Source organism: Rhizobium sp. WW22, from assembly GCF_047041135.1.
Lineage (GTDB): Bacteria > Pseudomonadota > Alphaproteobacteria > Rhizobiales > Rhizobiaceae > Rhizobium.
The window spans coordinates 945636-967238 of sequence record NZ_CP178198.1 but is presented as its reverse complement, the minus strand read 5'-3'; the positions used below and the strand labels follow the sequence as shown (position 1 = coordinate 967238).

The 21603-nt window shown below is 58.2% G+C and carries 22 protein-coding genes; 11 read left to right on the top strand and 11 right to left on the bottom strand.

The genetic code is table 11. The features are described from left to right. Nucleotides 1–28: 28 nt before the first annotated feature. On the top strand, nt 29–418 hold the full coding sequence (locus tag ACK83U_RS04880) for a DoxX family protein (RefSeq protein WP_412474834.1): 390 nt from the start codon (nt 29–31) through the stop codon (nt 416–418). Between the two features lie 24 nt (nt 419–442). Beyond that, nucleotides 443–1186 carry an SDR family NAD(P)-dependent oxidoreductase gene (locus tag ACK83U_RS04875; RefSeq protein WP_112607193.1) on the top strand — a complete coding sequence of 248 codons (744 nt, stop codon included), beginning with the start codon at nt 443–445 and terminating at the stop codon, nt 1184–1186. A 156-nt stretch (nt 1187–1342) separates the two neighbouring features. On the opposite strand, the gene hupB is transcribed toward ACK83U_RS04875, so the two are convergent. The 4 genes from hupB to clpP all read right to left on the bottom strand — a co-directional run bounded on the left by hupB (nt 1343) and on the right by clpP (nt 6868). After that, entirely contained in the window at nt 1343–1618 is a 276-nt protein-coding gene (gene hupB / locus ACK83U_RS04870) for a DNA-binding protein HupB (protein ID WP_015339480.1), read from the bottom strand. Between the two features lie 203 nt (nt 1619–1821). Continuing rightward, nucleotides 1822–4242: an endopeptidase La gene (gene lon, locus ACK83U_RS04865; protein WP_112337550.1), complete on the bottom strand. Its 2421-nt coding sequence runs from the start codon at nt 4240–4242 to the stop codon at nt 1822–1824. Between the two features lie 418 nt (nt 4243–4660). Further along, complete coding sequence (gene clpX, locus ACK83U_RS04860; protein WP_015339478.1) at nt 4661–5938, bottom strand: ATP-dependent Clp protease ATP-binding subunit ClpX; 1278 nt, start codon at nt 5936–5938, stop codon at nt 4661–4663. Nucleotides 5939–6235: 297 nt separating this feature from the next. After that, entirely contained in the window at nt 6236–6868 is a 633-nt protein-coding gene (gene clpP, locus ACK83U_RS04855) for an ATP-dependent Clp endopeptidase proteolytic subunit ClpP (RefSeq protein ID WP_015339477.1), read from the bottom strand. 402 nt (nt 6869–7270) lie between these two features. On the opposite strand from clpP, the gene ACK83U_RS04850 reads away from it, so the two are divergent. After that, on the top strand, nt 7271–8524 hold the full coding sequence (locus tag ACK83U_RS04850) for a GGDEF domain-containing protein (protein WP_112607195.1): 1254 nt from the start codon (nt 7271–7273) through the stop codon (nt 8522–8524). Between the two features lie 141 nt (nt 8525–8665). Here the strand turns inward: ACK83U_RS04850 and pstB are convergent, their stop codons facing one another. The 7 genes from pstB to ACK83U_RS04815 form a co-directional block, all read right to left on the bottom strand. Beyond that, entirely contained in the window at nt 8666–9499 is an 834-nt protein-coding gene (gene pstB / locus ACK83U_RS04845; RefSeq protein ID WP_081598367.1) for a phosphate ABC transporter ATP-binding protein PstB, read from the bottom strand. A 29-nt stretch (nt 9500–9528) separates the two neighbouring features. Next, nucleotides 9529–10380, bottom strand: a complete 852-nt coding sequence (gene pstA / locus ACK83U_RS04840) for a phosphate ABC transporter permease PstA (protein ID WP_112337553.1) — start codon at nt 10378–10380, stop codon at nt 9529–9531. A gap of 10 nt (nt 10381–10390) precedes the next feature. Then, nucleotides 10391–11362 carry a phosphate ABC transporter permease subunit PstC gene (pstC, locus tag ACK83U_RS04835; RefSeq protein WP_112607197.1) on the bottom strand — a complete coding sequence of 324 codons (972 nt, stop codon included), beginning with the start codon at nt 11360–11362 and terminating at the stop codon, nt 10391–10393. Between the two features lie 76 nt (nt 11363–11438). Beyond that, nucleotides 11439–12464, bottom strand: a complete 1026-nt coding sequence (gene pstS, locus ACK83U_RS04830; protein ID WP_112337555.1) for a phosphate ABC transporter substrate-binding protein PstS — start codon at nt 12462–12464, stop codon at nt 11439–11441. Between the two features lie 264 nt (nt 12465–12728). Next, nucleotides 12729–13073 carry a cupin domain-containing protein gene (locus tag ACK83U_RS04825; RefSeq protein ID WP_112607199.1) on the bottom strand — a complete coding sequence of 115 codons (345 nt, stop codon included), beginning with the start codon at nt 13071–13073 and terminating at the stop codon, nt 12729–12731. Nucleotides 13074–13214: 141 nt separating this feature from the next. Further along, complete coding sequence (locus tag ACK83U_RS04820) at nt 13215–14498, bottom strand: O-acetylhomoserine aminocarboxypropyltransferase (protein WP_112607201.1); 1284 nt, start codon at nt 14496–14498, stop codon at nt 13215–13217. A 168-nt stretch (nt 14499–14666) separates the two neighbouring features. Further along, nucleotides 14667–15095, bottom strand: a complete 429-nt coding sequence (locus ACK83U_RS04815; RefSeq protein WP_112337558.1) for a CoA-binding protein — start codon at nt 15093–15095, stop codon at nt 14667–14669. Between the two features lie 109 nt (nt 15096–15204). Here ACK83U_RS04815 and ACK83U_RS04810 point away from each other — a divergent pair, with 109 nt between their 5' ends. The 8 genes from ACK83U_RS04810 to argC all read left to right on the top strand — a co-directional run bounded on the left by ACK83U_RS04810 (nt 15205) and on the right by argC (nt 21256). Then, a complete protein-coding gene (locus tag ACK83U_RS04810) occupies nt 15205–15531 on the top strand; it encodes a hypothetical protein (protein WP_112414676.1) in 327 nt (108 codons plus the stop codon). 863 nt (nt 15532–16394) lie between these two features. After that, the gene (locus ACK83U_RS04805; protein WP_412474833.1) at nt 16395–17267 is read left to right on the top strand and encodes an EamA family transporter; all 873 of its coding nucleotides are present in this window, start codon (nt 16395–16397) and stop codon (nt 17265–17267) included. 200 nt (nt 17268–17467) lie between these two features. Next, entirely contained in the window at nt 17468–17932 is a 465-nt protein-coding gene (rplM, locus tag ACK83U_RS04800; protein ID WP_004122374.1) for a 50S ribosomal protein L13, read from the top strand. A gap of 2 nt (nt 17933–17934) precedes the next feature. Next, nucleotides 17935–18405, top strand: coding sequence for a 30S ribosomal protein S9 (gene rpsI / locus ACK83U_RS04795; RefSeq protein WP_075852256.1), 471 nt, complete (start codon nt 17935–17937; stop codon nt 18403–18405). Nucleotides 18406–18544: 139 nt separating this feature from the next. After that, complete coding sequence (locus ACK83U_RS04790) at nt 18545–18808, top strand: hypothetical protein (RefSeq protein ID WP_041677343.1); 264 nt, start codon at nt 18545–18547, stop codon at nt 18806–18808. 66 nt (nt 18809–18874) lie between these two features. After that, a complete protein-coding gene (locus ACK83U_RS04785; RefSeq protein WP_112607203.1) occupies nt 18875–19252 on the top strand; it encodes an antibiotic biosynthesis monooxygenase family protein in 378 nt (125 codons plus the stop codon). After that, nucleotides 19233–20186: an agmatinase gene (gene speB / locus ACK83U_RS04780; RefSeq protein WP_112607205.1), complete on the top strand. Its 954-nt coding sequence runs from the start codon at nt 19233–19235 to the stop codon at nt 20184–20186. The genes ACK83U_RS04785 and speB overlap by 20 nt, the downstream gene beginning before the upstream one ends. A gap of 137 nt (nt 20187–20323) precedes the next feature. Beyond that, entirely contained in the window at nt 20324–21256 is a 933-nt protein-coding gene (argC, locus tag ACK83U_RS04775; protein ID WP_112410617.1) for an N-acetyl-gamma-glutamyl-phosphate reductase, read from the top strand. The last annotated feature ends 347 nt before the right edge of the window (nt 21257–21603 follow it).

The window sequence follows — 21603 nt, the reverse complement described above, 5'->3', positions numbered from 1 at the left end:
GGAGCCATTCGGCGGCAACGAATATCCCATGTCTGAAGTCTATGTTTACTGGGCCGCAACGGCCTTGCTTGTCCTGCTGTATCTGGCCTCCGCCGTGACCTACGTCGTCAAAACCGAGTGGGTACGGCAAACGATCCTCGGGTTCGGCTACCCAAGCTATCTCGTCCACCTTTTGACTTTCGTGAAGCTCGCCGCCGTTGCCGCTATTCTATCGCGGCTCAACGTCGCCATCAGCGATCTGGCCTATGCGGGCATGTTGTTTCACCTCCTGCTTTCCGGACTTGCTCACATTGGCGTTCGAAAACCCGTAGGCGCTCTGCCGGCTGTAGTCGGACTGGCATTGCTCGTAACCTCCTTCGTCACGCAGAACGCGGGACGCGAAATTCCCTCACCATACGCATTTGCGATGGCGCTCTAATTGCCGAACCCGAAAGGAAATCGAATGGGAAAGCTAACCGGAAAAGTGGCTATCGTCGCCGGTGCCGGCAGGGGCATCGGACGTGCCACGGCAGAACTCTTTGCGGCGGAAGGCGCGAAGGTCGCGGTATTGTCGCTCACCCCAGCCAACGTGAATGCGGTTGCCGCTCACATCCAATCCAAGGGAGGAACCGCGCTCGGCGTGGTCTGTGACCTCAGTTACGGCGAGCAGATCGCCGAGGCAGTGGCAAAGGTGGTGCGGACATTCGGAGGGATCGATATTTTGGTGAATGTCGCATTCGACCCGACCGTTGTTCACTCCTCGATCCTCGATCTCTCCATAGAACAATTGCAACGCAACTTCGATATGGGCCCGATTGCATATCTGCGAACCATGCAGGCCTGCTATCCATACTTGAAAGCCAGCGGAGAAGGCCGTGTGATCAACTTTGCGTCTCTGGCAGGCATTCTCGGCATATCCCCTTACGGGCCATACAACCTCGCCAAGGAGGCCATACGCGCGCTCACGAGATCCGCTGCCCGCGAATGGGGTCCGGACAATATCACCGTCAATAACCTCCTGCCCGTAGCCAACACTTGGGGCGCAAGTCCCGACACTCCTCCGCCAACGAATGCCGTTGGCCGCTTCGGCTCACCCGAAGACGATGTCGCACCCGTCGTCCTGTTCCTTGCCAGTAGCGATTCGAGATTCATCACGGGTTCGAGTCTGACGCCGGATGGTGGCCAGATCATCGACAGCGCCCGATAGCTCCGGTTGGAGCATCGCATGAGCACATCGGCGTTCATCTGGCCCGATGCGGGATGGCGATTTCGGATCGGAAATCACCCATAAAAAGGGCCCGCTTTTGCGGGCCCCAATCTTGTCCACCCCGCAAGGCTAAAGCCTCGCAGCGGGTGAAACGAATTAGCTGTTGACCGAGTCCTTCAGGCCCTTGCCGGGCGTGAACTTCGGTACGTTACGGGCAGGAATATCGACCTCAGCGCCGGTAGACGGGTTACGGCCCTTGGTGGCTGCACGGTGAGAAACGGTGAAGCTGCCGAAACCAGCAAGGCGAATGTCGCCGCCCTTCTTCAGTTCGGCCTGGACAGTATCGAAAACAGCGTCGACAGCGGAAGCAGCGTCAGCCTTCGTGATACCGGCCTTCTCGGCCACTGCGGACACGAGCTCATTCTTGTTCATGTTTCCACCCCTTTCTCTGGTATGAAACGACTTATCAGTAAGCGGGGCGCAAAATAGCAATGCTCTTACCCGCCGCAACCCCAAAAGCCCTGCAAATCAAGGAAAAGCAAGCGTTGCCATACGCTTTTCACAAAAAAAGACCGGCAAAAATGCCGGTCTTTTCGTCCATTTATGTCAATTCGACAGAATTGAGGCGAAGGGGCTCAATGAGCGATGGTAGAACCCACTTCGTCGACGCCTTCGACCGTTGCGATCACAGGCGTTTCCACGGTGCCATCCCACTCGATCGGCTCAGGACGGCGAACAAGCGCGTGCTTGATCACCTCGCCCATGCGCGACACGGGGATGATTTCCATGCTGTTCTTCACGTTGTCCGGAATCTCCGCCAGATCCTTGGCGTTTTCTTCCGGGATCAGCACCTTCTTGATGCCGCCGCGCAGTGCCGCGAGCAGCTTTTCCTTCAGGCCGCCGATCGGCAGCACACGGCCGCGCAGCGTGATTTCACCCGTCATGGCAACATCCTTGGAAACCGGGATGCCGGTCATGATCGAGACGATTGCGGTTGCCATGGCGACACCGGCCGACGGACCATCCTTCGGCGTCGCACCTTCCGGCACGTGCACGTGGATGTCGCTCTTGTCGAAGCGAGGCGGCTCGATGCCGAAATCGACAGCGCGCGAGCGGACGTAGGAGGCGGCCGCCGAGATCGATTCCTTCATGACTTCCTTCAGGTTGCCTGTGACCGTCATGCGGCCCTTGCCCGGCATCATCACGCCTTCGATCGTCAGCAGCTCGCCGCCGACTTCAGTCCAGGCAAGACCGGTGACAACACCGACCTGATCGTCGCGCTCGGCTTCGCCATGGCGGAAGCGCGGCACGCCGAGATAGTCGGAAATATTCTCCGCCGTAACGGCAACCGACTTCACCTTGCCCTTGATGATCTCGGTGACCGCCTTGCGGGCGAGCTTCATCAATTCGCGCTCGAAGTTACGAACACCGGCTTCGCGGGTGTACTGCTGGCTAATCGCCATCAGGGCACCGTCGGTGACCGAGAATTCCTCCGGCTGCAACGCGTGTTCCTTGATGGCCTTCGGCAGCAGGTGCCGCTTGGCGATCTCGCGCTTTTCATCTTCGGTATAGCCGGCGATACGGATGACTTCCATGCGGTCCATCAAGGGCGCAGGGATATTCAGCGTATTCGCCGTCGTGATGAACATCACATCCGACAGGTCATATTCGACTTCCAGGTAGTGATCCATGAAGGTCGAGTTCTGCGCGGGGTCCAGCACCTCAAGCAGAGCCGAGGACGGATCGCCGCGATAGTCCTGGCCGAGCTTGTCGATCTCGTCGAGCAGGAACAGCGGGTTGGACTTCTTCGCCTTCTTCATCGACTGGATGACCTTGCCGGGCATCGAGCCGATATAGGTGCGGCGGTGACCGCGGATCTCGGCTTCGTCGCGAACGCCGCCGAGCGCCATGCGGACATACTCACGGCCGGTCGCCTTGGCGATCGACTGGGCGAGCGAGGTCTTGCCGACACCCGGAGGGCCGACGAGGCACAGGATCGGGCCTTTGATCTTCGTCGCGCGAGCCTGGACGGCCAGATATTCGACGATCCGTTCCTTGACCTTTTCCAGGCCGAAATGATCCGCTTCGAGGATCTTCTCGGCATTGTTCAGGTCGGCCTTGATCTTCGACTTCTTGTGCCAGGGGATGCCCAGCAGCCAGTCGAGATAGTTGCGCACCACGGTCGCCTCAGCCGACATCGGGCTCATCTGCCTGAGCTTCTTCAGCTCGGCATCGGCCTTTTCCTTGGCCTCCTTCGACAGCTTGGTCTTGGAGATGCGCTCTTCCAGTTCGGCCATCTCGTCACGGCCTTCTTCGCCGTCGCCGAGCTCCTTCTGGATCGCCTTCATCTGCTCGTTCAGATAGTATTCGCGCTGCGTCTTCTCCATCTGGCGCTTGACGCGCGAGCGGATGCGCTTCTCGACCTGCAGAACCGAAATCTCGCCTTCCATGAAGCCGAGCGCCTTTTCCAGGCGAGCCTTGACGCTGGTGGTTTCCAGCATTTCCTGCTTTTCGGTGATCTTGATCGAAAGATGCGATGCAACGGTGTCCGCCAGCTTCGAATAATCATCGATCTGGCTGGCTGCACCGACCACTTCCGGCGAAATCTTCTTGTTGAGCTTCACATAGCTCTCGAATTCGGAAACGACGGAGCGGCTCAAAGCTTCGAGCTCGACCTGGTCTTCTTCCGGCTCATGCAGGACATGGCCAAGGGCTTCGTAGAAGTCTTCACGGCCGGTATATTCGTCGATTTCTGCGCGCGCACGGCCTTCCACCAGCACCTTGACGGTGCCGTCGGGCAGTTTCAGCAGCTGCAGGACATTTGCAACGGTACCGACCTTGTGGATGGCGTCCGGCGCGGGATCGTCATCGCTGGCATTGATCTGGGTGACGAGCATGATCTGCTTGTCCGACCCCATGACCTCTTCCAGCGCGCGAATGGATTTCTCCCGTCCGACGAACAGAGGCACGATCATGTGGGGGAAGACCACGATGTCGCGCAACGGCAATACCGGATAGGCAATGCTGTCGTGTGCCGCAGACGTTTTCTTACTCATGTCATTTCCTTTCCGTCGTCCCGTTCCCGGGCTCTCTGCCGGCTTGGGGAGTTAGCCGGCTCTCTCACTTGGTAAACAAGTGGAGCTTCACACTGCCTATTTCAAGTCACAGGAAACGCCCGCCACAAGGCAACGATCCCGCATATCCGCAAGGAGGAACGCAACAACAAAACACCAAAGCCCGACAACTCGAACACTGCCGGCGACGTTAAGATCCGAAGAAAAACGCCGGGCCTGCGCCCTGTCCGCCTCGTGCTCCAGAATCATGCCATCATGGCTGCAGCAGGGGCTCTTCACAACCGGTTCCGACGGCATTCCCTTAAGCTTATCCAAGACTTTATCAGCAAACCGTGCGATTTTTCAAACAGAAAGGGGCCCGTCGATGACGAGCCCCCGATTCGTGATCACAGATGATGGATCAGGCCGTTGCGTTGGCCTTCTCCTCTTGCCGGTCGGCATAGATGTAGAGCGGGCGGGCCGAGCCGCGAACCACTTCCTCGGAAATGACCACTTCGCGCACGCCTTCCAGCGCCGGTAGCTCGAACATGGTATCGAGGAGGATCTTCTCCATGATGGAGCGCAGACCACGGGCACCCGTCTTGCGGACGATCGCCCTGCGGGCGATTTCGCGCAGAGCATCCTCGTGGAAGGTCAGCTCGACATCTTCCATCTCGAACAGGCGCTGATACTGCTTCACCAGCGCGTTCTTCGGCTCGGACAGGATCTGGATCAGCGCATCCGCGTCAAGATCTTCCAGCGTCGCCAGAACGGGCAGACGGCCGATGAATTCCGGGATGAGACCGAACTTCACCAGATCTTCCGGCTCCAGCTCGCGCAGCACTTCGCCGACGCGGCGGTCATCCGGTGCCTTGACGGTCGCGCCGAAGCCGATCGAGGTCTTTTCGCCGCGGGCGGAGATGATCTTGTCGAGGCCTGCAAACGCACCGCCGCAGATAAAGAGGATGTTGGTCGTGTCCACCTGCAGGAATTCCTGCTGCGGATGCTTGCGGCCGCCCTGCGGGGGAACCGAAGCCACGGTGCCTTCCATGATCTTCAGAAGCGCCTGCTGCACGCCCTCGCCCGAGACGTCGCGCGTGATCGACGGATTGTCCGACTTGCGGGAAATCTTGTCGACTTCGTCGATGTAGACGATACCGCGCTGTGCGCGCTCGACGTTGTAGTCGGCAGCCTGCAGCAGCTTGAGGATGATGTTTTCGACGTCTTCGCCGACATAGCCTGCTTCGGTCAGCGTCGTCGCATCGGCCATGGTGAAGGGAACGTCGATGATACGGGCGAGCGTCTGGGCAAGATAGGTCTTGCCGCAGCCGGTCGGGCCGACGAGCATGATGTTCGACTTCGCCAGCTCGACGTCACCGTTCTTCGATGCGTGAGCGAGCCGCTTGTAATGGTTGTGAACGGCTACGGAGAGGATCTTCTTCGCCTGCCGTTGGCCGATGACGTATTCGTCAAGAACCTTGATGATGTCCTGCGGGGTCGGAACACCGTCACGAGACTTCACCATCGAGGATTTGTTTTCCTCGCGGATGATGTCCATGCATAGCTCGACGCACTCGTCGCAGATGAATACGGTCGGTCCGGCAATCAACTTCCGGACTTCATGCTGGCTCTTACCGCAGAACGAACAATAAAGCGTGTTCTTTGAGTCGCCGCCGTTGCTGCCGCTGACTTTGCTCATATCACTTTCCTTCCAGCACGCCGCAAATTTCCAACTTGAAATCGCGGTCCACTCTATGCGCCCGCCGGACCTGCCCCTCGTTTGCAGATCGCGGCGCCCTTCAGGGTACTGAACGCAGGCCAGGCAACCAAACCGGAACTGCGTGGCAACGATCCCCCTTCGAATGCCGAATGCTATGTCATAAAAACGCTACATAGCATTAATGCGTACTATTACCGCGTTCTGCTCCACATTAAACCCCTATTCGATCACAAATGGGATAGAACTGTGGCGTAGAAGTCACCGCCTAGTGGATAATCACGAGGCGGTTTCACCTTCTATTTCAGTACGCGACGTCAGCACCTTGTCGATCAGACCCCATTCCTTGGCCTCATCGGAGGACATGAAATGGTCGCGATCGAGCGTCTGCTCGACCTCTTCGTAGGTCCGGCCGCAATGCTTGACGTAAACCTCATTGAGACGGCGCTTCATCTTGATGATGTCGCGTGCGTGGCGTTCGATGTCCGAAGCCTGGCCCTGGAAACCGCCCGAAGGCTGGTGAACCATGATCCGGGAGTTCGGCGTTGCGAAACGCATGTCCTTGTCACCGGCGGCCAGAAGCAGCGATCCCATCGAGGCAGCCTGGCCGATGCAGAGCGTCGAAACGGCCGGCTTGATGAACTGCATCGTGTCGTAGATTGCCATACCCGCGGTGACGACGCCGCCCGGCGAATTGATATAAAGGGCGATTTCTTTCTTCGGGTTTTCGGCCTCAAGGAAGAGAAGCTGTGCGCACACCAGCGTCGCCATATGGTCTTCGACCGGTCCGGTCAGGAAAATGATGCGTTCCTTCAGCAGGCGGGAATAAATGTCATAAGACCGCTCCCCGCGGTTGGTCTGCTCGACAACCATCGGCACCAGAGCCATAGCTGTATCGACTGGATTTCTCATGTGCGTCCTTTATCAAACTTGTCCCGGCGACGGAAACGCCGGGAATCGGAGTAAAAATCCTTTACTCCTACATAGAGTGTCCCTGCCCTTCACTTCAAGACGCCCGAAAGCATAACGTCAAAAAGCTCTAATGACCCGCGAAGCGTTCACAAAGCATTTCTAACTGCGGCTCCTCGAATGCCAAGGTGCTACAGCGACACGCAAGCTGCTACTCACCATATTTCCAGATCGCAAGGTGAAGGAAGCGTGAAGGCCCGGATCGGGCCGACGCACATCTTCAGCACAGGCAAAATTTACCAAGGCACTTAAGGAACTTGCCATCTTATTGGGCAAGGATGAAACGAACACGGAAATCGTCGCGCAGTTTGCGCCGGTAGCCGAAAACAGCGGAGGCGTCCGATCGTGCTGAATATGACAACAGGCCTGACCATCTGGTGCTCGGAAGCCATAACGCTGGCGACCGTTCTCCTTCTCGCCTGGCGGCATGATCGCAAATCCCCAGCCTATTTGATCTGGGCACTGGGCTTCACCGTCAGCGCCATAGGATTCGCGTTGGTGGCCGCTCGAGGTCTCATCCCCGATATATGGTCGATCCAGATCGGCAATGCCGTGGCCCTGCTCGGCGAGAGCGCCTGGATCGTCGGATTCCGCTTCATGGACAAGCGTAGGCTGGAATGGTCGGCATTTCTGCCACCCGCCATCTGGGTAATCGGCGTCAGCCTTCCCTGGGTCACCGGCAATTTCGCCAATCGTGTCATCGTCTATGATCTCGCGGGCGCAGTCGGCGCGACCTTGCTAGCTTTCGCCGTGCATCCAGGCGACGGCCGACGGGAGCCGGCGCGCGGGCAACTCGGCATCGTCTTCGTGGCGCTCGCCTGCTTCTGTTTCGGTTCTGCTCTGTGGATGGTGCTTGCTGCCCCTTCACTTGAAGAGGCCATGATCTATCGCGGCTACATGGCACTCGGCTATGGACTGCTCATCATCATCGCCATCGTTCTCAACGGCAAGCTTCTCATGGAACGCGCCGAGCGTCGCTGGCGGGCAATATCCATCACCGATACTTTGACGGGCGTTCTGAACCGGCGCGGGCTTCAAGAAAGCTACGAGATCCTCGTCGGCAAGGGGCAGCAACAACCGCAAATGCTTGCCGCCCTGCTATTCGATCTCGATCATTTCAAGAAGATCAACGATCGCCATGGCCATCAGGCGGGCGATGCGGTTCTGGTCGAGTTTGCCCGCATTGCCCGTCAATTCGTGCCGCGCAGCGGTGCATTCGGCAGAATGGGCGGTGAGGAATTCGTCGCCTTCCTTCCGATAGACGATCAATCCCAGGCAGAAGCGCTGGCGGAAACCATCCGCGCTGATTTCTGCCGGGTACCGCTGCTTGCCGGCCGCACGCTGGTGCCGGCAACCGTCAGCATCGGCGTTTCGATCATGCCGCACGATACCGTCAGCTGGGATCGTCTTATCTCTTTCGCAGACCGTGCGCTTTATGCCGCGAAACGCGCGGGCCGCAACTGCACCATCCTCTTTAACGAAACCGAGACTGCCAGGGAGCCTGACGCAACGTCTGCGGCGAACGATGGCGAACTGGTGCCGACCCTCGACGACCAGATCCACGCCTTGCGGCGTATGGGTACGCTCGCAAGGATGTGACCGGCTTGTTCGGCGCACCCCATTCTATCGGCTTTGGTTTGACCAAATTGCATAGCCGCCCAACACGACGGCCATTCCTCAACGCAAAAAGCGCGCCTGAATAGCGCGCTTTCGCAAATTTGGCAGCAATGTCCAGCTGTATCAGCCGTAACGACCGGTGATGTAGTCTTCCGTGCGCTTAACCTTCGGCGCCTGGAAGATCTGCTCGGTCTGGCCGTATTCGATCAACTCACCAAGATACATGAAGGCAGTGCTGTCGGAGATACGGCTCGCCTGCTGCATGTTGTGCGTGACGATAACGATGGTGAAGTCGCCCTTCAGCTGCGACACGAGTTCTTCGACCTTAGCGGTCGAGATCGGGTCCAGAGCCGAGGTCGGTTCATCGAGCAGCAGGACTTCGGGACGAATGGCGATGGCGCGAGCGATGCAGAGGCGCTGCTGCTGCCCGCCGGAAAGGCCAAGCCCGCTCTGGTGCAGCTTGTCCTTGACTTCGCTCCACAGCGCCGTTTCCGTCAGCGCCGCCTCGACGCGGGCGTCCATTTCCGACTTGGAGACCTTCTCATAGAGGCGGATGCCGAAAGCGACGTTCTCATAGATCGACATGGGGAACGGCGTTGGCTTCTGGAACACCATGCCGACCTTGGCGCGCAGATCGTTCAGATCGACGTCCTTGGTGAGGATATTGCGGCCATCCAGCAGAATCTCGCCCGCAACCGTTTGCCCGGGATAGAGATCGTACATGCGGTTGAAGGTGCGCAGCAACGTGGACTTGCCGCAGCCCGAAGGGCCGATGAAGGCGGTGACCGCGTTTTTGCGGATGTTCATATTCACGCTCTTCAGAACGCGATGGCCGTTCTGATAGGTGAAATCGAGGTTCTTCACCTCAAGTTTCGCCAGGCCGAGATCCGACTGGGAAGCAGCATCCTTCCCCGGCTGTGCGTTGACGCTCTGGAAATTGCTGTCGCTCATGTTCATGGTCTCATTCCTATCGTTCGGCGGCTGCGTCACTGGCGGCGCCCACTCAAGACACGGGCAAGGATGTTAAGCGCAAGGATAGCAACGGTGATAATCAGCGCGCCCGCCCAGGCAAGTTGTTTGAGATCCTCGCCAGCATCGGCGGCGAGCGTATTGATCGCAACCGGCAGCGTGGCGATCGGACCGGTCAGGTCTGTATTCATGAATTTGCTGTAACCGGCCGTAAAGAGCAATGGCGCGGTTTCGCCGCTGATGCGGGCGATGGCCAGCAGGATGCCGGTGAGGATGCCGGTCCAGGCGGAACGGTAAACCACCATCATCATGGATTTCCAGCGCGGAGCGCCGAGCGCTGCAGTCGCCTCACGAAGCGCGTTTGGCACCAGCAACAGCATGTCCTGTGTCGTGCGGTTGACGACCGGAAGCGCGATCAGCGCCAGCGCAAGTATGCCCGCGATAGCGGAGTTGCCATGCATGGGCACGACCACCGCGCCGTAGACGAACACGCCGATGATGATCGAGGGCGCGGACAGCAAGATGTCGTTGAGGAACTTGGCAGCCTCGGCAAGTTTGCTGCCGTTGGCATATTCCACAAGATAGGTGGCGGCAAGAATGCCGATCGGCGCGGCGATCACGATCGCGAGACCCGTGACCAGCACGGTGCCGTAGATCGCGTTGATCAGACCGCCGCGCGAGCCTTGGGCTGGGATCGACATAGTGAACACGTCGAGGCTGAGCGCCGATATGCCGCGATAAAGCAGGGTCGCAAGGATCACGCTGAGAAAGAAGATGCCGAGGACGGCCGCGATGAAGCACAAGACCATCATCACCCGGTTCTTCCCATAACGCCTCGACACGAGGTTCTGACGAATTGCATTGTCCATGGTTTTTTCCTCAGTGCGCGTCGCCGCGGCCGATCATCCATCTCGCCAGCGCAAGCACGCAGAAGGAAAGGACGAACAGGAGCAGGCCGAGCGCAATCAGGCTCGACAATTGCAGACCGTCGGCATCGCCGAAATTGTTCGCGATCTGGGCGGAAATGGTGGTGGACGGCGAGATGATCGACGATTGCAGACGGCTCACCGAGCCGATAACGAAGGTGACGGCCATGGTTTCGCCGAGCGCGCGGCCGAGGCCGAGCATGATGCCGCCGACGAGGCCGCGGCGTGTATAGGGGATCAGGATGTGGCGAGCCACTTCCCATGTGGTCATGCCCATGCCGTAGGCGGATTCGCGCAGCATCGGCGGCACGGTGCTGAACACGTCGCGGGAGATCGCGGTGATGAACGGCAGGATCATGACGGCCAGCACGAGGCTTGCCGTCAGCAGGCCGACGCCCGGCGCCGGCGGCTGGAACAGCAGGCCGATCACCGGCACCTGACCGACAGTCCCCATCAGGAAAGGCAGGATATTGTTCTGCATCAGCGGCACGAGAATGAACAGGCCGACGATGCCATAGATAATGGAGGGAACGCCCGCCAGAAGCTCGATGGCCGTGCTGATGGGACGGCGCAGGCTGCCGGGGCAAAGTTCCGTGAGGAAGATGGCGATGCCGATGCCCAGGGGAACGGCAATCAACATGGCGATGAACGAACTCACCAGCGTACCGACTACGGCAGGGACGGCGCCATAGATATCTGCCGGCGCGCTCCACTTTGTGCCCCAAAGGAACGACAAGCCAAAGGTCTGAAATGTGGGCAAGGCATCGATGACAAGAACCACGAGGATCGCCAGCAGCAGAAGCACGACAAGAATAGCCGAGCCAAGCGTCATGAAATAGAAAATCCGATCCTGTATCCGGAATTTTCTGGTCGCGGCGGAGGTATTCACTGCCTGGAAGCCAGCCATCTGAGTCGCGTCAGCCATCGATTTCCCCTTGTCTTGTCACGAAAGGCGGACAGGGAAATACCCTGTCCGCAGCAACTTTTTCGCCTAGCACAAATTACTTCGTGCCGAAGTCCGTCTTCCAAGACTTCTCGACGATCTCGACAACATTATCCGGGACCGCAAGATAAGACAGCGCGGTCGCGTCCTTCTGGCCATGCTCATAGGACCACTTGAAGAACTTCAGTGCTTCTTCATTCTTAGCAGCATCAGCCGGCTTCTTGTAGAGCAGAACCCAGGTCGAAGCGGCAATCGGCCAGCTCTTTTCGCCCGGCTGATTGGTGATGATCAGGTTGAAGTTCTTGGCCTTGGCCCAATCGGCGTTGGAAGCGGCAGCCTTGAAGGTTTCCAGGCTAGGCTCGATAACCTTGCCGGCAGAGTTTTTCATCTTCGCGAAACCGATGTGGTTGGCGACGACATAGGAATATTCAACGTAAGAGATCGAGCCAGCCGTCTGGTTGACGGTGGTGGAAACGCCTTCCGAGCCCTTGGCGCCGAAGCCGACCGGCCATTCAACAGCCGTGTTCGAGCCAACCTTTTCCTTCCACTCCGGCGAAACCTTCGCCAGGTAGTCGGTGAAGTTGAAGGTCGTGCCCGAGCTGTCGGCGCGGTAAACAACCGAGATCGGCGTGGACGGCAGCTTCACTTCCGGGTTGAGAGCCTTGATGGCTGCATCGTCCCACTTGGCGATCTTGCCGAGGAAGATGTCGGCCAGCGTCTTGCCGTCGAGAACGAGTTCGCCCGGCTTTACGCCTTCGACGTTATAGGAAACGACGATACCGCCGGAGATCATCGGGAACTGGGCAATGCCGTTCTTCTCGAGGTCGGCGTCGCTCATCGGCTTGTCCGAAGCGCCGAATACGATGGTCTTGTCGAGGAGCTGCTTGATGCCGGCGCCCGAACCGACCGACTGGTAGTTGACGACGTTGTTCGTCGCAGCCTTGTAGCCTTCGGCCCACTTGGACAGAACCGGTGCAATGAAGCTCGAGCCAGCGCCCGTGATGTCGGCAGCGGAGGCCGAAGCGGACATAGCCGCGATAAGGCCTGCAGTCAGGCAAAGCGAACGGAGTTTCAGGTTAAGCATAATAGACTCACTTCCTCAAGTGAATGAAAGGATGGCGAGCAGAAGACCGGCGCGAGGCTTGCCATGGTAAACGAACCTCCCCGCCTGAAATCTCCCGGCGACAGCCTTGGCTCTAAAGACGCATTGTTTCAGTTTGATGACAGTTTAATGAAGCGGCAGTGACACAACCTGCGGCAATCATTGCGGCCGTTGCGGAAGGGCGTGAATCAAGCTGCGCCAAAGGGCGCATGAACGCGAACTTCATGTTCTGATTCAAGAGCATCGTCAGAGACGGATCACGTAATCCTTGCGAGTCGTTTCAATAACTTCCCAGGTCCCCTTGAAGCCCGGCCTCAAGATAAGACGGTCGCCTGCACGCAGATGGAAGGCCTTCCCATCCTCACCCGTCACAATAGAATAACCGGAGAGGATATGGAAATATTCCCATTCGTCGTAGACGACCCTCCATTTGCCCGGCGTTGCTTCCCAGATACCGGCATAGAGGCCGCCATCGGCCTCATCCATGTTCCACGTTCGGAAGATCGGAGCTCCCGAAATGAGACGATCCGCTGCGGGCGCTCCGAGCTCGGGCTCAACGTCATCGACATCCAGTTGCACATAGCCTGCCACTCAGATCCCCCGTCGGTCACGTTTCGCCACATCAAAAAATATCCGCGACCGCCAATCGGCGAGCGCGGATCGAGACAAACATGAAATTCGGCGAGATCAAAGAACCCCTGCTGCTTTTTCGGCTTCCTGCCGGTGCCGTCCTCAGATTTTCGCCAGTGCCTGCTCCAGATCGGCGATGATATCCTTGACGTCCTCTATACCGATGGAGAGGCGTACCACATCCGGGCCGGCGCCGGCTGCGACCTTCTGTTCGTCGCTCAGCTGCTTGTGCGTCGTCGAAGCAGGATGGATGACGAGCGAGCGCGTGTCGCCGATATTGGCAAGATGCGAGAACAACTGCAGGCCTTCGACCAACCCCTTGCCCGCTTCATACCCCCCCTTCAGACCAAAGGTGAAGACGGAGCCGGCGCCCTTCGGCGAGTAACGCTGCTGCAGCGCGTGGTTGGGATCTTCCTCAAGGCCGGCATAGTTGACCCATGCCACCTTCTCCTGCCCCTTCAGCCAGCGCGCAACGGCAGCCGCATTGTCGGAATGGCGCTGCATCCGCAGCGGCAGCGTTTCGATGCCCGTCAGGATCAGAAAGGCATTGAATGGCGAGATGGCTGGTCCGAGATCGCGCAGGCCCAGCACGCGGCAGGCAATGGCGAAAGCGAAATTGCCGAAGGTCGCATGCAGCACGATGCCGTTATATTCCGGGCGCGGTGAAGACAGCATGGGATAATTACCCGAGGCGGACCAGTCGAAAGTGCCGCCATCGACGATGATGCCGCCCATGGAATTGCCATGGCCGCCGAGGAACTTCGTTAGGGAATGCACGACGATATCGGCGCCATGCTCCAGCGGTCGGATGAGATAGGGGCTTGCGAGAGTATTGTCGACGATCAACGGCAGGCCATGCTTGTGCGCGATGGCCGCGATGGCGGCGATATCAACGAAGGTACCGCCCGGATTGGCAAGGCTTTCGATAAAGACGGCGCGGGTGCGACTGTCGATCTGCGCTTCGAAGGTCGCAGGATCGGCGGAATCGGCCCAGCGGACCCGCCAGTCGAAACTCTTGAAGGATTGTCCGAACTGATTGACCGAACCACCATAAAGCCGTTTGGCCGCGACGAAATTGTCGCCCGGCTGCATGATGGCATGGAAGATGAGGAGCTGCGCGGCATGACCGGAGGCGACGGCGAGAGCCGCAGTGCCGCCTTCGAGGGCAGCCACCCGCTCTTCCAGCACGGCCTGGGTCGGGTTCATGATGCGTGTATAGATATTGCCGAATTGCTGCAATCCGAACAGCGCGGCTGCATGATCCGCATCCTGAAAGACGAAGGATGTCGTCTGGTAGATCGGCGTTGCGCGCGCGCCTGTCGCCGGATCCGGCTGCGCGCCGGCATGGATTGCAAGCGTGTCGAAACCTGGGTTGTTTGCTGGCATATCTTTCCTCCCGCCGGATTTTGTTGGTAACGGGAAAAGCATAACGCCTGGCATATGAAAGTTAACCGCGAACTTTGCCGTGCTTTTCGGCTCGCGGAAAAAACTTGCCATATTTCGGTGAGATCGCGCGATAAACGGCCGGATGCCGTCGATCCCCTGTAATCTCGATCAGGCGACCAGGCGCGGATATTCGATGGCCGGGCAACGATCCATCACGACCCTTACGCCCGCCGCCTCCGCTCGTGCCGCGGCGGCGTCGTCACGCACGCCGAGTTGCCCCCAGATGACCGGCGGCCGCGGCTCGATCATGATCGTCTCCTCGACCACCGATCGGAGATATTCGGGCGCCCGAAAAACATCGACCATATCCACGGGCTCGGGGATATCGGCCAGACGCGCATAGACCCACTGCCCCAGAATTTCCTTGCCGGACTGCCCGGGATTGACGGGAATGACGCGATAGCCCCTGTTCAAAAGATAGGCCATTACGCCGTTGCTCGGACGTGCGGGATTGGGCGAAGCGCCAACGAGCGCGATGGTCCTCACGGACAAGAGGATATCGGCTATATAGGAATCGTCATAACTGTCGTGGTTCATCACGAAGCCTCCCGCTCCGATCACACTTGCGTTTTGCCATAAATACGGAAACCGCAATGGCGGTCTCTGCGTATAGTATATTATAGCAACTTCAGGGAGGATTACTCAGATGAAAAAAATCATCCTGCTCGGCCTGCTCGTTACATCGGTCGCAACGCCAGCCCTGGCTATCTCGCGCTACAATTCCATGTCCATGACCTGCGCCGAAGCGAGGACTGTCATCAACCGGGAGCGCGCGGTCATTATGCGCTATCCTGCCAAGAGAACGCCGAAAATGACGCTCTATGATCGCTATGTCGCCGACAGCGGAGCGTGTGACCAGGGCTTTTATGCCTATCAGGACTATCTGCCCACCAAAGATCGGGCCTCGTGCCCGGTTTATATATGCCGTCCGACGACCGATCTGGATGACGACGATTTGATTTTCCGGCGCTGATCGAAGTATGCTCGAACGGGATGTGGTGGACGATTCATGCGCTCGTCGCGATGACCACCTATCACAATCTATGATTGCAATCGGCACTGTGCGCTTTCGGCACTATAGGCATCCTCGTATTTTCCGCGAGGCTGTCCGGAGGCCATTCTTCAAAGCGCTTTTAGTCACTTTTGTGCGCCCGGAAAGTTGCGTTCTCAGGAAATGCAATCTTTGTTCTCTATTTATTCACATGTAATTTAGAAAATACGCATGAATAATGAATTCACCTGAGAACCGATTGCGAACATGGAACATCTACATACCTCATAAGTTCTCCACAGAATAATTTTCGAACTCGCGCAATGAGATATGTAGAAAATTGTCCGCTTCTCGATCCTATACTTGGAATATAGGCGATTTTTATCGACTCTGATTGGTGACGGCAGCTATTAACTGTAATATTTTTCAGCTGCTGTAGAATTATCCGTCCTCGCTCATGCGAGAATTTACGGTGGCGCGGACCGCCAAACAGCAATCTTATGGCGAACACCATTGTTCCTGACGATAAGCAGCGGTGCGACCGTCCGACGCGCTCTGTCGTTTTTAAGTAAGAAGTGTCTAATGCTACTCCCGCGTTCACAGGACATGCGATATTTGTTCGCGCTTCATACTCTAATAAATTAGTTATTTATAATATAAACGCGAACAATATGGAACACAACGAGAACGCGACTCCCAATGCCGGCTATCGATCACCGCAGGTGGAACAAGCCTTCAAAGTTGCCGATATTTCGTTGCTTTTCGATGCATTGCGGATCATATGGAAGCCGCATTCCCACAAAATGCCAAGCGCTGCCCTGCGCCTGGAAATCGCGAGGTTTTCCGTGTCTCTCGACGTTATCGCGCTCGTCCTTTTCGGCGCCCTGCTGCATGCGACGTGGAACGCGATCATCAAGGCGGGAACCGATAAATCGCTCGATGCGGCACTGGTCTCGGCAGGCGGCGCAGCTGCGGCCCTTCCCCTGTTGCCATTTCTGCCTTTGCCGGCCTCAGCTGCCTGGCCTTTCATCGGGGCTTCGGCCATCCTGCAATTTGCCTATTTCCAGCTTGTGGCGGCAGCCTATCGTGCCGGCGATATCGGGCTGGTCTATCCGCTGATGCGCGGTGTAGCCCCCCTCATCATCGTCTCGACAAGCAGTTTCATCCTGAAGGAAACTCTTTCGGGCGGCGCATTGATCGGAACCATGACCATCTGCGCCGGCATATTGACGCTTGCCTTCGAGGCCCGAAAGGGCAGCCGCCGGGCGATCGTCCTGGCCCTTGCCAATGCCGTTGTTATCGCGACCTACACCTATGTCGACGGTATCGGTGCGCGGGCGTCGGGCAATTCGGTATCCTATATCCTATGGATGGCGCTCCTGCCGCCCATCCTCCTATTCGCCTGGGCAATATCGCAACGCGGCCTCAATGCCGTCGCCGCCCACGTCCGCTATAATTGGTGGCGCGGGCTTATTGGCGGAGGCGGCTCGATCGCTTCCTACGGGTTGGCATTGTGGGCGATGACGAAGGCGCCGGTCGCCATGGTCGCCGCCTTGCGCGAGACTTCGATCCTCTTCGCTTTGGTGATATCCGTCGTCATCTTGAAGGAACGGTCCAGCATCTGGCGTTATATTGCCGGCGCCATTATCGCTGGCGGAGTGCTGGTTTTGCGGCTGGGTGACGATAAATTATGTGGTTTTACTTTACCACATATATAACTCATTGATTTTAATTTATAATTTTTACAGCCTACCAATTAGGCGATATTGACCCTGGCTCTTAATCGATCTATAAGCCGCCTCAGATCGCAGCCTTTCCGGGCTGCTTTCTTTTTGGCGCGCATCCATGCGAGCCAAATCAAGCAACAAGAAACGCCCAGACGCCTTCGGGCCAAGGGTCCTAAAAGAGAGTATGCAACATGGCAACCTTCTCCCAGAAGCCTGCAGAGGTGGAGAAGAAGTGGGTTCTCATCGACGCCGAAGGGCTTGTCGTTGGCCGTCTCGCTTCTATCATCGCAATGCGTCTGCGCGGCAAGCATAAGGCTACCTTCACGCCGCACGTCGACGACGGCGACAACGTCATCGTTATCAATGCCGACAAAGTCGTCTTCACCGGCAAGAAGTACGAAGACAAGGTTTACTACTGGCACACCGGCTATGCCGGCGGCATCAAGGAGCGTACGGCTCGCCAGATCATCGAAGGTCGCTTCCCGGAGCGCGTCGTTGAGAAGGCCGTCGAGCGCATGGTTCCCCGCGGCCCGCTCGGCCGTCGCCAGATGAAGAACCTGCGCGTCTACGCCGGCTCCAACCATCCCCACGAAGCTCAGCAGCCGGTCGTCCTCGACGTCGCCAAGCTGAACAAGAAGAACGTAAGGAGCGCCTGATAATGGCTGACCTCTCCTCCCTGAAGGACCTCGGCACGACTTCGGAAGCAGCTGCTGCTCCGGTTCACGTCCGCAAGGTTGACTCGCTCGGCCGCTCCTACGCGACCGGCAAGCGCAAGGACGCCGTCGCCCGCGTTTGGGTCAAGGCCGGCTCCGGCAAGATCATCGTCAACGGCAAGGACTACACGGCTTACTTCGCCCGTCCGGTTCTGCAGATGATCCTGCGTCAGCCGATCGTCGCAGCTGCCCGTGACGGCCAGTTCGACATCATCGCAACCGTTGCCGGCGGCGGCCTCTCCGGCCAGGCCGGTGCCGTTCGTCACGGCCTGTCCAAGGCGATCACCTACTTCGAGCCGGGCCTGCGCTCGGTGCTGAAGAAGGGCGGCTTCCTGACCCGCGACAGCCGCGTCGTCGAACGTAAGAAGTACGGCCGTGCAAAGGCACGTCGTTCCTTCCAGTTCTCCAAGCGTTAATCGCTTATCCGAGATCGGATTATTGGAAAGGCCGGGGTTTCCCCGGCCTTTTTCTTTGCAGCATTGAAATGATGCAGATTTGCCAAGGCAGGAAATGCTTTTTATGGCAGAGTCCCCCTACAAGCATCTGGGGAGTTCAATGCGCAGCCTCATCTTTTCGCTTCCATTCTTGATCGGCCTAGCATCACCGGCTCTATGCGACGATGCCCAGCCAACTCCCCCAGCCGACAAGGTCGTGGACATGCAAAGCATGAAGGATTTTCTCCAGGCAAACGCGGACTGTCGCGAGTTCAACGACAGCTGCTCCTATTGTGTCGTGACCGATGGACAGGCAAATTGCTCGACGCCGCAGATCGCCTGCGTGAAAAAGGCGTATCAATGCACCGCTCGATCGGGCAAATAGTCGTCGGATCTTAGTTTACGATTCCAGCCCGAATTTCGAGATTTGACCGCTCTCCGGAGAAACACCATGAGCAAGAGTACTTCATCGCGTTTCGCCGCCACTCCCGAGCCGCCCTATTACATCGTCACATTCGCGTCGCTCCGCACCGAAGGCGACAACGGCTATGGTTCTATGGGCGACCGCATGGAAGAACTGGCAAAGGCACAGGACGGCTTTCTTGGGATTGAGAGCGTCAGGGAGCCTGGCGGCTTCGGCATCACCAACTCCTTCTGGCGTGACGAGGAAAGCATCCTCGCCTGGAAGAACGTCGTGTCGCATCTGGCCGCGCAGAAACTCGGCCGCGAGCACTGGTATGAAGAATACAAGGTGCGCGTAGGCAGGATAGAACGGGCCTACGACTTTCATGCAAGTAAAGGAGAGGCCCTTGCCGAGCACATCGATTGACCATGCCTTCACCGCGGCAAGTCTGACCTCGGCTGCCAGCGATCCGACCTTTGCCGGCGCGCTCTCCTTCATGCGCCGCCGCTTCACCAAATCGCTCGAAGGCGCCGATGCCGTGGTCTGGGGCATCCCCTTCGATGCCGCCACCTCGAACCGGCCGGGAACGCGCTTCGGGCCGCAGGCGATCAGACGTGCCTCGGCGATCTTCGACAACGATCCGCAATATCCATTCAACCGCGATCTCTTCGCCGAGATGGCCGTCATCGATTATGGCGACTGCCTGCTCGATTACGGCAATCATCAGGATACGCCCGCTGCAATCGAAAGACAGGCTGCGACGATCCTCGACAGCGGCGCCTTCCTGCTGACACTCGGTGGCGATCACTTCGTCACGTGGCCGCTGTTGAAGGCTCATGCCGCCAAGCACGGGCCACTGGCGTTGGTACAATTCGATGCCCATCAGGATACCTGGTTCGATGACGGCAGGCGTATCGACCACGGCTCCTTCGTCGCTCGCGCCGTACGCGACGGGCTGATCGATCCCGACCGCTCCATCCAGATCGGCATCCGCACACATGCGCCCGACGATTTTGGTATCCAGCTCCTCCATGGCCATCAGGTTGAGGATATGAGCGCCGGCGACATCGCTTCGACGATTATCTCGCATACCAAGGGCGCGCCGACTTATCTGACCTTCGATATAGATTGCCTCGATCCGGCGTTTGCTCCGGGCACGGGAACGCCGGTCGCCGGAGGCCCTTCCAGCGCCAAGATCCTATCGGTGCTGCAGCGCCTGCATCAGCTCGACATCAGGGGTGCCGATGTCGTCGAAGTGTCGCCTGCCTACGACCACGCCGACATCACCGCCATTGCGGGAGCGACCGTGGCGATGTATATGCTCGGTCTCCACGCCGAACGACGTGCAAGCGGTCGCTGAGACATGATTTCGGGAGAGGCGCCACGGTTTTCGAAAGTCGCCCTGCCGCTCCCGAAGCGGCCGTTATGAAATTGAATCAACTGCATGGCAAACTGAGTCCGGAAACATTCTCAACCTATTGAAAGAGCAGGAATAAGATGGCACCGAAAATCTTCATCGATGGCGAACACGGAACCACGGGCTTGCAGATCCGCACGCGCATGGCCGACCGCCGCGATGTCGAGCTGCTGTCCATTCCCGAAGCCGAACGCCGCAATGCCGCCATGCGCGAAGACATGCTGAACAGCGCCGACATCGCCATCCTCTGCCTGCCCGACGACGCGTCGAAGGAAGCGGTGAAGATGGTGGCGGGCAACAACAATGTCCGCGTCATCGACACCTCGACGGCCTTCCGCATCCATCCAGACTGGGCCTATGGCTTTGCCGAGATGGACAGCAACCAGGGCAACAAGATCAAGGCAGCACGTTTCGTCGCCAATCCCGGCTGCTACCCGACGGGTGCGATCGGCGTCATCCGGCCGCTACGCGCCGCCGGCATCCTTCCGACGGACTATCCCGTGACGGTGAATGCAGTGTCCGGCTACACCGGCGGCGGCAAGCAGATGATCGCCCAGATGGAAAATCCGGACCATCCGGATGCGATCACCGCGCCGCATTTCCTCTACGGCCTGCCGCTGACCCACAAGCATGTGCCCGAGATGACGACGCACGGCCTGCTGGAGCGCGCGCCGATCTTCTCCCCCTCCGTCGGCCGCTTCCCGCAGGGCATGATCGTGCAGGTGCCGCTGCATCTCGGCGATCTCGCAGAAGGCTCGACGCTGGAAAGCATTCATGCCGCGCTCGTCGAGCATTATGCCGGTCAGGATATCGTTCAAGTCGTTTCGCTCGATGAGAGCCGCGCCCTGCCCCGCGTCAACGCCGTCGAGCTCGCCGGCAAGGATACGATGAAGCTCTTCGTCTTCGGCACGCCGGGCGGAGCGCAGGTCAATCTCGTTGCCCTGCTCGACAATCTCGGCAAGGGCGCATCGGGTGCAGCCGTACAGAACATGGATCTGATGCTGAGCGCGTAGCTCAGTCCAACGCGGATTGAAATTCGATAGGCCCGGCCTGTTTATTCAGGCCGGGCCTTTTCACGTCAAAAGCAGTTTTGAGCAATTTAGGCTCCGCTGCCGTACTCGGCCTTATTTTTGCCGTTGCCCTAAATTAGCGGAACCTACACGGAAAAGTGAACAACCGTGGGGCTTGCGACCAATTGTCGGCCGGATTTGCTCTTTAACGGCTTTGCTTGCCCGAATAGGTGGGGCGTTAAAACTATCCCTTTTTTCAATGAATATCCAAGAATGAGCCATCGTAAAGGAATTGGTTACCATAATTCGGCATGCTTCCAGACAGCCGGCAAGTTGGCGACCGAACGCGA